Source organism: Pseudoscardovia radai, assembly GCF_002259605.1.
In the GTDB taxonomy this organism is placed as follows: domain Bacteria; phylum Actinomycetota; class Actinomycetes; order Actinomycetales; family Bifidobacteriaceae; genus Pseudoscardovia; species Pseudoscardovia radai.
In genome coordinates this window covers 22,752-34,865 of record NZ_MWWR01000023.1, presented here as the reverse complement: position 1 = coordinate 34,865, position 12,114 = coordinate 22,752, and the positions used below count along the sequence as shown (strand labels likewise).

At 64.2% G+C, this 12,114-nt stretch carries 9 protein-coding genes; 5 read left to right on the top strand and 4 right to left on the bottom strand.

Annotated features, from left to right (window positions below; all coding sequences use genetic code 11):
• The first annotated feature begins 765 nt into the window (after positions 1 to 765).
• Positions 766 to 1,665: a hypothetical protein gene (locus tag PSRA_RS08815; RefSeq protein ID WP_143516460.1), complete on the top strand. Its 900-nt coding sequence runs from the start codon at positions 766 to 768 to the stop codon at positions 1,663 to 1,665.
• 170 nt (positions 1,666 to 1,835) lie between these two features.
• Here PSRA_RS08815 and PSRA_RS08810 read toward each other — a convergent pair whose 3' ends face one another.
• Together PSRA_RS08810 and bsh are read right to left on the bottom strand one after the other, a co-directional pair.
• A complete protein-coding gene (locus tag PSRA_RS08810) occupies positions 1,836 to 2,840 on the bottom strand; it encodes an acyl-CoA thioesterase (RefSeq protein WP_094661522.1) in 1,005 nt (334 codons plus the stop codon).
• Positions 2,841 to 3,063: 223 nt separating this feature from the next.
• Positions 3,064 to 4,038: a choloylglycine hydrolase gene (gene bsh / locus PSRA_RS08805; RefSeq protein WP_094661521.1), complete on the bottom strand. Its 975-nt coding sequence runs from the start codon at positions 4,036 to 4,038 to the stop codon at positions 3,064 to 3,066.
• A gap of 430 nt (positions 4,039 to 4,468) precedes the next feature.
• Here bsh and PSRA_RS08800 point away from each other — a divergent pair, with 430 nt between their 5' ends.
• Positions 4,469 to 5,044, top strand: coding sequence for a nitroreductase family protein (locus tag PSRA_RS08800; RefSeq protein WP_094661520.1), 576 nt, complete (start codon positions 4,469 to 4,471; stop codon positions 5,042 to 5,044).
• A gap of 717 nt (positions 5,045 to 5,761) precedes the next feature.
• Here the strand turns inward: PSRA_RS08800 and ettA are convergent.
• Positions 5,762 to 7,441 (bottom strand): energy-dependent translational throttle protein EttA, encoded by a 1,680-nt coding sequence (gene ettA, locus PSRA_RS08795; protein ID WP_094661519.1) that lies wholly within the window; start codon positions 7,439 to 7,441, stop codon positions 5,762 to 5,764.
• A gap of 280 nt (positions 7,442 to 7,721) precedes the next feature.
• Here ettA and PSRA_RS08790 point away from each other — a divergent pair, with 280 nt between their 5' ends.
• On the top strand, positions 7,722 to 8,570 hold the full coding sequence (locus PSRA_RS08790) for a sulfite exporter TauE/SafE family protein (RefSeq protein WP_094661518.1): 849 nt from the start codon (positions 7,722 to 7,724) through the stop codon (positions 8,568 to 8,570).
• A gap of 93 nt (positions 8,571 to 8,663) precedes the next feature.
• Here the strand turns inward: PSRA_RS08790 and PSRA_RS08785 are convergent, their stop codons facing one another.
• The gene (locus tag PSRA_RS08785) at positions 8,664 to 9,254 is read right to left on the bottom strand and encodes a DNA-deoxyinosine glycosylase (protein WP_094661517.1); all 591 of its coding nucleotides are present in this window, start codon (positions 9,252 to 9,254) and stop codon (positions 8,664 to 8,666) included.
• A 351-nt stretch (positions 9,255 to 9,605) separates the two neighbouring features.
• On the opposite strand from PSRA_RS08785, the gene PSRA_RS08780 reads away from it, so the two are divergent.
• Both PSRA_RS08780 and PSRA_RS08775 read left to right on the top strand, forming a co-directional pair.
• A complete protein-coding gene (locus PSRA_RS08780) occupies positions 9,606 to 11,552 on the top strand; it encodes a DHA2 family efflux MFS transporter permease subunit (protein ID WP_094661516.1) in 1,947 nt (648 codons plus the stop codon).
• Positions 11,553 to 11,691: 139 nt separating this feature from the next.
• The gene (locus tag PSRA_RS08775) at positions 11,692 to 12,096 is read left to right on the top strand and encodes a pyridoxamine 5'-phosphate oxidase family protein (protein WP_094661515.1); all 405 of its coding nucleotides are present in this window, start codon (positions 11,692 to 11,694) and stop codon (positions 12,094 to 12,096) included.
• The last annotated feature ends 18 nt before the right edge of the window (positions 12,097 to 12,114 follow it).

Below are 12,114 nucleotides of genomic sequence, written 5' to 3'. Positions count from 1 at the left end.
CGCCCGAAAACGCCCGATTATGTCCGTAAGCCATCACACTGTTATTGAGGAGGGCGCCCGCCTGCGCCCGACCGCGCGTGCCTCGCGTCCGTGACTCCGCCTCCCGTCAACGGTGGGTCTCGCTGGTCGATGGTGTGCCAGTGAGGGGCACCGTTGATGATTCCATCGTTGGAAACGCTAGATCTTCTCCCTAACAGTGGCTCTCACTGGTTGGCGCAGTGCCAGTGAAGGCCACTGTTGGCGAACGGAACAAGCAATCGCAACGATCTTCCCAAGCACAGTCGGTCTCACTGGTCGATGGACTGCCAGTGAAGGCCACTGTTGGCGAACGGAACAAGCAATCGCAACGATCTTCCCAAGCACAGTCGGTCTCACTGGTCGCTGGCGTGCCAGTGAGGGGTACTGTTGGGTGGTTTGTTGTTGGGAATGCTGGTCTTTTTCTGCGACGGTGGGTCTCGCTGGTCGATGGCGTGCCAGTGAGAGGCACTGTCGGGCGGTGCGGGTGCGGATTGGTCGGGGAGTCGGTCCGGAAGCCGTACCAGTGTTGTCGGTTCCGGAACAGTGGTACGGCTTTGCGGACATTTTCGGACGATTTTGGCCCCAGAATCGTGGATTTTGGTTCGAAAGTCGTACCAGTGTTATCGAGAAGAGCGCCGCATCGCCCGCCCACCGCCTGCGCCCGACCGCTCGCATCGCGCACCCGCGCCATCGTCTGCCTGCACACACGGCTATGCCATTCACAAGATGATGTGACACAATGGGGGCATGTCAAGATTTGAACTGAAGATGATTCCCAACGGCGGGGACATCGTGCTTCTGACGCCCGGCGAGGATGCCGAGCCGCGTGTGTCGCACGTCTACCCGCCGCTGGAACAGTACCCCTTGGGCTCGGACCGGTACATCAACGACCGTCCGAACGTGTTCCTGGACGTCGTCGACATCCTCGACGGCAACGAGCCGCGCGACGACGCCAGCGACGAGGACGCGGCGCGCGCGGCGGACGCGAACTCGGTGTCCCTGCGTTCGCTGGCGCAGCGGGCGCAGCGCGCATCGGCCGATGGCTCCGGAAACGCGCGGCGTTTCAAGGACGGTCGTGACCTGTGGTCGAAGATCACGGCGCACGCCTACGCCGGCGTGCACGAGCCCGACGCCGAGCCGATCCTCGACGTGCGCCGCACGCATAACTGGAAGAAGAACCAGCCGCTGCGCAACCACGGCGTCGACCCGGAGGCGTGGTTTGTGAGCCGCTTCTACTCGCGCTCGAACGCGCGCAAGGACGCTTTCTACGCCCGCCGCGGCCTCGACCAGGTGTTTTCCGCACTGTCGGAGGGCACGCAGCAGCCCGACGCCGCGGTGCTCGAGTCGATCGAAAGAATGCGCATCGCCCGCGACGGCAACGCCGATTATCCGACGTACGCGGAAATCGCCGCGCTGGTGGACGATTCGAATATGCTCGTTTTCCACAACGATGCATCCTTCGCCGACTGGCTGCGCGAGCAGGCCAAGGCGCAGGACGTTATAAGCGCCGACACGCCCGTGGACGTGTGGGTGTCGCCCGATCCGTCGGCCGATCCCGACGATCCGCGCTATCTGGCGCCGCATTCCCAGATGCCCGCGGCGCATCTGGCGAATGTGCTCGCCCCGCGCAAGCCGCAGGAATCCTGAGTCGCGGGAATCCTGAGCCGCAGGCCCTAGGAGTCGCAGGGCGCGGAAATCGTGGAAACGACGGCGGTTCGGAAACCGGGCCGCCGTTTCCATACGATTTTCACGCCGGTCAAACGCCACGGGAATCGTGTTTCGCGCCGGGCCGCCATCACCGCGCGTCTGCGCCGCCGTCACTGTGCGGCCGTATCCTTCTCCAGCACGCCCGCCGGAACGCGGACCATCGCCTCCTGCGCCATGGCCGCCACCAGCGTGCCGTCGGTGGAGTAGACCTTCGCCGTCGCCAGGCCCCGGCCGTGCGCCGCCACCGGCGTGTCCTGCACATACAGATGCCAGTCATTGATGTCGATGTCCTCGTACCACCACATCGAGTGGTCGATCGAGGCGTAGCTCATGCCGGGCGTGATGAAGCTCAGCCCGGCGCGGCGGATGACGGGCTCCATCATGATCTGGTCGCAGCCGAGCGCCAGCAGCGCGCGGTGCATCACCTGCGGGGCGTCCACGCGCCCGCTCGCGCGCATCCACACGAGCTGCCGGCCCGAATCCTCGTGCGCCGACGCGGCATCGGCCGTGAGCATCACGGTGCCGCCGACGTGGCGGATGTCGAAAGGCGACTGGTGCACGTAGTAATCGGCGAAAGACGATGTGTCGGCGTAGGGCGCCATGAGGTCGCGCGCGCTGGCGAGAGTGTCGGGCGCGGGCACGTCGGCGGGCATGGGGTCGGCGAAGCTCACGCCGGTCTGCCCCTGCTTCTGGAAGCTCGCGATGACGGTGAGGATGGCGCCGTCGCGCTGCGTCACGTTCACGCGGCGCGAGGAGAACGAGCGGCCGTCGCGCAGGTTCTCGACGTCGAAAAGCACGTCCTGGTTGATGTCGCCGGCCGTGATGAAATATCCGTGCACGGAATTGGGCAGGCGGTCCGGGTCGACGGTTTTCGACGCGGCCATCACCGACTGCGCGATGATCTGCCCGCCGTACACGCGCTTGGTGGGGAAGGAGATGCTGCGGCCGGTGATATACGTGTGGTCACGCGAAGTGACGGGGGTGTCGAGGCGGAGCACCTTGACGATGCTGTCGACTGGGGATTCGCCCTCGGCCTGTCCGAGGACGACGGGGGAGGCCGAGGTGGGGGAGGTGGGTTCGGGGGCGGAAGATGCGGATGCGGATGCGTCGGTCATGTGGTCTCTCTCCTTTTCCGGGTACACGACGATTCTAGCGGCGGCGCGTGCGGCACCGGCCGCCGCTGTTCGGCCCACGGTGGGAGGGCGCGGGTATGCGAGGCGGCGGTGCGTGTGCCATATGAAAGGGCCGGCGCCGACCATCGGTCGGGCGCCGGCCCGGCGGTTCCCGTGCGCGGCGGGGGAATCGTGTTTCCTTCGCCGCGCCTGCGCCAAGAACCGCTTAGTTCTGCCAGTTGATGTTTTCCTTGTCCGCGAGCGGGAATTCGCTGAGCGCGGAGCCGTCGAGGTCCTCGTGATGCATGTCGATGGCGTTGATCTGGCTGTTGCCGTAGGTGCGGTAGTAGTAGATGCCCTTCGTCGTGTTCACGCAGGAGGTGTAGATGGTGTATTCGTAGCTGTTCTCGCCGAGCTTGCACAGGCCGGTCTGCTGGTACACGGAGCCCAGGATGTGGAAGAACTGCGCCACGGAGCTCATCTCGTCGTCGGCGCACACGGAGTTCATGCGCGTGAACGCCACCTTGACGAAGCGGCTCGCGGAATCCAGGCCGCCGGGCAGGCCGATGCTGCCCATGCCGCGCGAGTAGCGGTCGGCCTCGAAGCCGTCGGCGAAGCGCGTCTCGGGCTGCTCCTTGGTCAGGCTCATGTAGTTGTTGAGGTTCCACAGCTGGTAGTCGAACGGCGGATTGTTGGTCATGACGCCCACCGGGTTGTCATGCACGTGCAGGCCGTCGGCCATGCTTTCCACCACGATGGTTTCCGTGGCGTCGGAGATCATCCAGTGCAGCGGCGACAGCGGCAGCTGCTCGGAGAAGTTGATGTCGACCAGGTTGATGCGGTCGAGAAGCGTGCGCGCCTCGGCCACGGTGGCGCACTGGCCCAGGATCCACGGCACGAATTCGAAAGGCGTGACGTTGTCCTTGCCCTCGGCGTGCGGGAAGTACACGGCGTTGCCCGGGAAGTTGAGGCCGGCCATGCTCAGGCCCTTCTCGTTCGTGCCGTCGTAGTACAGCGGGTAGCCGTCGGCCACTGTAGCCATGCCGATGATGGCGTAGTGCGAGGACTGCGTGGGCATCTCGCGGTAGGTGATGGGGAAGTTGCGCGGCGTCACGACGACGCGCTCCCCGTAAGACAGTTCGAGGTCGAGGTTCCGTCCGAAGTAGTGGTCCTTGGTTGTCAGTTCAAGCGCTGTGCACATAGGTTTGTTCTCCCTTCCGGCGCTATGCGCGGTTCGTTCCGCGCGGGTATTCCCATGGTAGGCCTGGTATCCTGAACGATTGATGAAAGCCGCGTCGGCGTTCGCGGTGGGGGAAACGGCTGGCTCGATGGCGTTCGATATGCTCTTGCGCGGGTCTGGGGGGGCGGTGTGTGCAGATGTGGCGCAGGTCACATATGCCCGGAGGCGAATGCGACGTGTCGAACATGCGGCGTCATGTATCTTGCAGGTAAGAGAATTCTCCACGATGATGCCGCTGCGTGATGATGCTCTTCCTGGCGTGTCCCGGCGGCCGGTTGGCCTCTGGGAACATCGCCGACCGGGCATCGTCGGCGGGAAAATCGTGGATTCCGCGGCATCAATGCCAGCCACAACCTCAACCTCGACCACAATTCCAAACAAGGAGACCCACATGGACGCCATCTATTCCGGACTCGCCGACAGGCGCTCGATCTACGCGCTGGGCAAGGACATCCCCGTGAGCGACGACGAGGTGACCGCCGCCATCCGCCGCGTCACCGAGCTCGTGCCCGACGCCTTCAACATGAAGAGCCAGCGCGTCGTGGTGGCGCTCGGCGAGAAGCAGGACGCGCTGTGGGATGCCATCTACGATGCCTTCGGCGGCAAGGTGGCGCGTGAGAAGATCGACGGCTTCAAGGCCGCGCACGGCACCGTGCTGTATTTCTATGACAACGCCGTGATCTCCACGATGCAGGAGAACGTGCCCGCGTATGCGAGCAACTTCCCCGTGTGGGCGCTGCAGTCCAACGGCATGCTCCAGTTCTCCGTGTGGACCACGCTGCGTGCGATGGGCATCGGCGCGAACCTGCAGCATTACAATCCGGTGATCGATGACACGGTCAAGGAACTTTTCGACCTGCCCGACACCTATGTGCTGCTCGCGCAGATGCCGTTTGGCTCCATCGAGGCGCAGCCCGATCCCAAGCCGGCCGAGGATGTGGACGCGCGCGTCGTCATCGCGCGCTAGTACACGCGCATGCGGTAATGCGGTAATGCGCGCATGAAAAGACCCGGCCTGGCGCCGGGCCTTTTTGATAACGGTGGGCGTTGCTGGTCGCTGGTGTGCCAGTGAGGGGCACTGTTGGGCGGTTCGTTGTTGGGAATGCTGGGCTTTTTCCGCAACGGTCGGTCTCGCTGGTCGCTGGTGTGCCAGTGAGGGGCACTGTTGGGCGGTTCGTTGTTGGGAATGCTGGGCTTTTTCCGCAACGGTCGGTCTCAGTGGTCGCCGCTGTGCCAGTGAGGGGCACTGTTGGGGAATGGCGCACGTATTTTCAACGATCTACCCGCTAACGGTCGGTCTCGCTGGTCGCTGGTGTGCCAGTGAGNGGCACTGTTGGGCGGGGGAGTGTTGGGAATGCTGGGCTTTTTCCGCAACGGTCGGTCTCAGTGGTTGCTGGTGTGCCAGTGAGGGGCACTGTTGGGCGGTTCGTTGTTGGGAATGCTGGGCTTTTTCCGCAACGGTCGGTCTCGCTGGTCGCTGGCGTGCCAGTGAGGGGCACTGTTGGGCGGGCGGGGTGCAGATTGGTTGGGGAGTCGGTCCGTTGCGTACATTTTTCGACGATTTTGACTCGAAAATCGTGGATTATTATCTGAAAGCCGTACCACTGTTAAGAAAATCGAAACAGCGGTACGGCTTACGGACGGACGCAGGCTGAGTTGCGGCTCAGCCGCGGCTCAACGCAGCTCAGCCGCGCGTGAGCTTGCGGTGCAGGCGATGCGGACGCGCCGCCTCCTCGCCCAGACGCGCGACCTTGTTCTCCTCGTAGGCCTGGAAGTTGCCCTCGAACCAGTACCAGTTCGCCGGGTCGTCGTCATTGCCCTCCCACGCAAGGATATGCGTGGCGATGCGGTCGAGGAACCAGCGGTCGTGGGAGATCACCACGGCGCAGCCGGGGAACTCGAGAAGCGCGTTCTCAAGGCTTTCCAGCGTCTCGACGTCGAGGTCGTTCGTCGGCTCGTCGAGCAGCAGCAGGTTGCCGCCCTGCTTGAGCGTGAGCGCGAGGTTCAGTCGGTTGCGCTCACCGCCCGAGAGCACGCCCACGAGCTTCTGCTGGTCGGAGCCCTTGAAGCCGAAGCTCGCCACGTAGGCGCGCGTCGGCACCTCCACGCCGCCGACCTCGATGAAGTCGAGCCCGCCGGAGACGGCCTCCCACAGGTTCTTGTTCGGGTCGAGGCCCGCGCGGTTCTGGTCGACGTACGAGATCTTCACGGTCTCGCCGACCTTGAACGTGCCGCTCGTCGGCTGCTCCTGGCCCACGATCATCTTGAACAGCGTGGACTTGCCCACGCCGTTGGGGCCGATGACGCCCACGATGCCGTTGCGCGGCAACGTGAAGCTCAGGTCGTCGATAAGCACGCGGTCGCCGAACTCCTTGTGGATATGTTCGGCCTCCAGCACCACGGAGCCCAGACGCGGCCCCGGCGGGATCTGGATCTCGGAGAAGTCGAGCTTCTTGGAGTTACGCGCCTCCTCTTCCATCTGGTCGTAGCGCTCCAGACGCGCCTTGTTCTTGGCCTGGCGGGCCTTCGGCGAGGAGCGGACCCAGTCGAGCTCGTTCTTCAGGCGCTTGGCGAGCTTGGCGTCCTTCGCACCCTGGATCTCCATACGCTTGGCCTTCGTCTCCAGGTACGTGGAGTAGTTGCCCTTGTACGGGTAGAGGTGGCCGCGGTCGACCTCGCAGATCCACTCGGCCACGTTGTCCATGAAGTAGCGGTCGTGGGTGACGGCCACCACGGCGCCCTTGTAGTTATGCAGGAACTGCTCGAGCCACAGGATGGACTCGGCGTCAAGATGGTTCGTGGGCTCGTCGAGCAGCAGCAGGTCGGGGGCCTCGAGCAGGAGCTTGCACAGCGCCACGCGGCGGCGCTCGCCGCCGGAGCACACCGTCACCGAGGTGTCGGGGTCGGGGCACTGCAGGGCGTCCATGGCCTGCTCGATCTGCGAATCGAGATCCCAGCCGTTCGCGGCGTCGATCTCGGTCTGGAGCTTGCCCATCTCCTCCATGAGGGCGTCGAAATCGGCATCGGGGTTCGCCATCTCCTCGCCGATCTGGTTGAAGCGCTCGACCTTCTTGTACAGGTCTCCGAACGCCTCCTTGATGTTCTCGCCGACCGTCTTGGTCTCGTCGAGCGGCGGGTCCTGCTGGAGGATGCCGACGGTGTAGCCCGGCGTGAGATACGCCTCGCCGTTCGACACGGTGTCGAGGCCCGCCATGATGCGCAGCAGCGTGGACTTGCCCATGCCGTTCGGGCCCACCACACCGATCTTCGCGCCCGGCAGGAAGCTCAGCGTCACGTCGTCGAGAATGACGCGATCGCCATAAGCCTTGCGGGCCTTGATCAGAGAGTAGATGAATTCAGCCACTATCGTTCCGTTCTCTTGTGGAAATTTCTCGGGGAAGTTCTCGGACAAGAACTGACATAGTCGCCTCCATTATCCTCTATGCGGTCTACATGGCGGTGCGCGCGTGGCGGGGCGGCGTGCGCGAGGCGGTGCGGGAGGGCTCCCGGTATGCGGCCGCGGCAAGGCGCGCCGGCGCAAGGCACCATACGATGTCTCCTGACCGATTGCCGCGCCGGCGGGCGTCGCGCACCCCGCGCGGCGCATGCGACGGATCCGCGCGGCGGAAAGGAGCTTGGCGGGCATGGTTGGCGGTTTCACGATCGGGTCCCTGCTTCTGATTCTGCTCGCCGGCATCGGCGCGGGATTCGTGGGATACGCGGTGGGAGCATCGTCCCTCGTCTCGTACCCGGCCCTTCTCGCCTTCGGAATCCCGCCGGTTCTTGCGAACGCCACGAACACCGTCGGCGTCGTCGGCACGGGCCTGGGCGGGGCACTCGGCGCGCGCACCGAGCTCAAGGGACAGCGCGCCCGCGTCATCGTGTACGTGGGCATCGGAATCGTCGGCGGAATACTCGGCGCCCTGCTGCTGCTCGGCTTCGACCCCACGATTTTCGAGCACGCCGTACCGCCGCTGATCCTCATGAGCACATTGCTCATCGCCATCAATCCGCGCGGACGCATGGAGGCGCGGCAGGCGGCGCGTGACGTTCTCGAACGCACGGCGTCCGAGCATGCGGCATCCTCCGGCACCTCCCGCGCACAGGCGAAGCAGCAGATTCAGCCCATGTCGAAGGACCCGTGGTGGCTGTGGATCGCCGTCTCGTTCTGCGGTGTGTACAGCGGCTATTTCGGCGCGGGCGCCGGCACGCTGGTGCTCGCCATGCTCGACCTGGGGCATATCGGCTCGTTCCACCAGATCAACGCCCTGAAGACGCTTGTGGGATTCGGCGCGAATATCTCGGCGTCCGTCATCTTCATCTGCCGCGGCGTGGTGGTGTGGCCCGCCGCCATCGCCATGTGCGTGGGATGCTTCCTCGGCAGCTACATCGCGCCGCCCATCACCCGCAGGGTTCCCGCGCGCATCATGCGCTGGGCCGCCGTCATCGCCGGCATCATCCTCACCGTCGACCTCGCGATGAAGGCGTACTGACGGCGCGCGTCTGTGCGGCGCTGCGTGGCGCTGGCGGGGTGTGGTACGGCGCGCGGCTGTGCGGCTGGGCGCGGCCTGTGCGCAGGGCGGCGCCTATGCTTCCGATTCCGCCGCGTCGCGCACGGGGAGATAGGCCTGTGCCAGGCGCGGCAGGTTCCACGCCGCGTTCGCGGGGCTGGTGCTGGGCAGGCGGGTCATGGGCATGTTGATGCCGGCGTCGTCCAGCATCGGCCGGCACAATCGTGTGAAATACCGGGCGCTTGTGGCGCCCGTGCAAAAGATATGGCCGATGTGCGAGCCGTGCAGGATCGGCCTGAGGTCGGCGGGCACGGGGTTGCGGATCGATGCGTCCGATGCGCCGTCGATATCGCATTCCACAAGCGAGTCGAAGAGCGCGATGCGGTGGCGCAGCGCGAAATCGCGGCGCGCGTCGATGCCCTGCGGCGTCGGCTCGTCGAAGATGGCGGCCAGGACGGGCCAGAAGCGGTTGCGCGGATGCATGTAGTAGAAGCCGAATTCGCGCGAGGCGGGGCTGGGGATGGAGCCGAGCATCAGCACGCGCGAGTCCGGCGACCACAGGGGGCCGAAGGCTTCGTGGGTGACATGCGTGAGGCGCCGTGACGCGGCATGCGTTGCGGGTACGAGGGTGCTGTGCGCTGCGGAATGCGCAGTATCTGTTGCCATGGCTCTATTGTGCTCCGTCTTCGTGGTCTGTCTGCGAGTGGTCTGTCTGCGACACGCCGTCGACTTACGAGATTTTGGATTTTTCGTTATGTTGAACCGCGCGTGTCAAACGACACCGCGGCTATTTTTGTAGATTTTGCCTTTCATCGCTGCATCGGCGCGTTTTCGCCGATGCACATTCGATGCATTCTGCGCATCCGATATTGCGTATCAGGCTCGTCGAGGAAAATCAACGGATCGCTCCGTCCGATCCGGGCCTCGGCTGTCTGAGCATGCGCCAGGCTCTGGAATTCGGAACGATTCCCATGGCGGATCGCGCGTGGAATTCCTCGGGGCGGTAGAACGATTGCGATGAAAGGACAACAGGCGATGTCGACCCGGACCATCAGACCCGGCCGTGTTCTCTTCGTGGCGGGATTCGCCACATTCCTCGCCACATTCAACGAGACATTCCTCAACGTGGCGCTTGCCCCCATTATGCAGGACCTGTCGATCAACGCCGGCACGGTGCAATGGGTGTCGACGGCGTATATGCTCGCCGCCGCAGTCATGGTGCCGGTCGCAGGATTTCTCTATAGGAAGATTCGCACGTCACGCCTGATGGCGCTGTCGCTTGTCTTGCTGGTTGTTGGCAGCATCATCGGCGGTTTCGCGCCGAATTTCGCGATTCTGGTGGTGGCGCGAGTGGTGCAGGCGCTCGGCACCGGTATGATCGTGCCGGTCGGCATGAACCTGACGCTTGCCGTTGCGCCCAAAAACAAGATCGGCACATACATGGGCATCATCGGCGCCATGACCACGTTCGGGCCTGCATTCGGTCCGATCGTCGCAGGCCTGCTGCTCGCCCATGGCACGTGGCACACGCTGTTCTTTGCGCTTGCTGCCTTGTCCGTGATCTGCTTGGTGTGTTCGATTCTGTGGGTTGGTGACATCGCGCAGCTGACGCATCCGCATATGGACGCCCTTTCCGTGACGCTCGCAGCCATCGGCCTGATCGGCTTGCTGTATGGCGTGTCCACGGTGTTCTCCGGCCAGATCGTGGTCGCCATCGTCACGCTGGTGGTTGGCGTGGTGGCGCTTGTCGCGTTTGTGCTGCGCCAGCGCCGAATCCCCGAGCCGTTCCTGAATCTGGAACCGTTCGGCAACCGTGCATTCGTGCTCGGTGTGCTGCTGGTGATCGCCGCGCTGATGACGGTCTTTTCGATGAACATTCTGCTGCCGCTGTTCATGGAAAGCGCTTTGGGCTTCACCCCGCTGCAGGCTGCGCTCACGCTGCTTCCTGCCTGCCTCGTGTCGTGCGTGCTGTCGCCGGTTGCAGGCAAGGTGTTCGATCGCTTTGGCGTGGGCTGGCTGGTGAGCATCGGCATGGCGGTTATCGCATGTTTCGTGCTGGCGCTGTCGTTCACCGGCGGCGTGACGACCAGCCTGAGGATCGTGCTGCTGTATGCGCCTGCGATCGCTGGTTGCGCATGCGTGATGGGACCTGCGCAGTCCTATGCGCTGTCCAGCCTCGACCGGCGCATGTATCCGCACGGCGTGACGATCGTGTCCACGACATTCCAAATCGCCGGCTGCGTGGGTTCGTCTGTATTCGTGGGAATCCTGTCCGCGGTGTCCGCCGCCCATGAGGCTTCCGGCGAGTCTGCTGCGGCTGGCACCGCCGCCGGCTTCGATATTGCATGCCGTGTTGCCTTTGCGGTTGATGTGCTTGGCTTCATCGCCGCTGTTGCGCTCGCACGGGTGGAGGCGAAGGCGAAGGCTGCTGCGACTGCTGGCGCAGGTGATTCGAAGTCGCCTGAAGCAGGGCTGGAGCAGGCCGACGAGCCGTCGCTTGCCGATGCGATGAAGCGCGACGTGTATTCTGTCACTGCCGCCGACAGCGCGTACGATGCGCTCGTGGTTATGGTGCGCAATGGCACGACCGGCATCCCGGTGCTCGACGAGCATCAGCACGCCGTCGGATTCGTGACCGACGGCGACATCATGCGCACGTTGGTCGGCGACACCGATGACAAGGCGTCGATGTCGTATGTCTATGCGCTGTGGGTGCAGGGCGACAAGTTCATGCATCGCGTCGCCGGTCTGCGCCAGACCAATGTGATGGAGATCTGCACGCATCGTGTGGTCACCGTGGATGGGCATGCCCCGATTCGCCGCGTATGCGAGATGCTTGCCGGTAACCGCATCAAGAAGCTCCCGGTGACGGGCGGTGAGGACGGCAGGCAGGTGATCGGCGTGATCAGCCGCTCCGACCTGATGCGGTACATGGTTGCGACGGCGGTGCCTGCAGGCGAGTAACCGTTTGTACGATTTTTCTCGAGCTTCCCACGCCCTGTGACATTGGTCACGTTTGGGGCGAAACGCCCGCGGAATGCTGGGCCCACGCGGGTTCCTCGGATTAGACTGAAACCACAGCCACAACGTAAGGAGGCGCCACATGGTTGCTATGACCCAGGACATGAAAGACATGATCTCCAACAACCTGTGCTACATCGCGACGGTCGATGAGAACGGCTACCCGGACATCGGCCCGAAGATTTCCATGCAGGTCAAGGATGATTCGCACCTGTTCTACTACGAGCGCACGGCGCGCCAGCATCTGCACAACCTGCGCGACAACGGCAAGATGGTCGTCGCCGTCGCCACCAAGGACAACAAGCACGGCTACCGCTTCCACGGGCCCGTGGAGCTCGTCGATTCCGGCGAGTTCTACGATGAGGCCATCGCCTTCGCCGATGCCAACGGCCTCAAGCATCCCGCCGTGGTGCCGGTGATGACCATCACGCGCATCGACCTGCTTGACGCCGGCCCCAAGGCCGGGACGATCATCGCCCAGGACTGACTGCCGGCCTGATCATCA

Coding starts and splice junctions, on each gene's coding strand:
- PSRA_RS08815 (WP_143516460.1), top strand. CDS start 766: ATGTCAAGATTTGAACTGAAGATGATTCCCAACGGCGGGGACATCGTG.
- PSRA_RS08810 (WP_094661522.1), bottom strand. CDS start 2,840: ATGACCGACGCATCCGCATCCGCATCTTCCGCCCCCGAACCCACCTCC.
- bsh (WP_094661521.1), bottom strand. CDS start 4,038: ATGTGCACAGCGCTTGAACTGACAACCAAGGACCACTACTTCGGACGG.
- PSRA_RS08800 (WP_094661520.1), top strand. CDS start 4,469: ATGGACGCCATCTATTCCGGACTCGCCGACAGGCGCTCGATCTACGCG.
- PSRA_RS08790 (WP_094661518.1), top strand. CDS start 7,722: ATGGTTGGCGGTTTCACGATCGGGTCCCTGCTTCTGATTCTGCTCGCC.
- PSRA_RS08785 (WP_094661517.1), bottom strand. CDS start 9,254: ATGGCAACAGATACTGCGCATTCCGCAGCGCACAGCACCCTCGTACCC.
- PSRA_RS08780 (WP_094661516.1), top strand. CDS start 9,606: ATGAAAGGACAACAGGCGATGTCGACCCGGACCATCAGACCCGGCCGT.
- PSRA_RS08775 (WP_094661515.1), top strand. CDS start 11,692: ATGGTTGCTATGACCCAGGACATGAAAGACATGATCTCCAACAACCTG.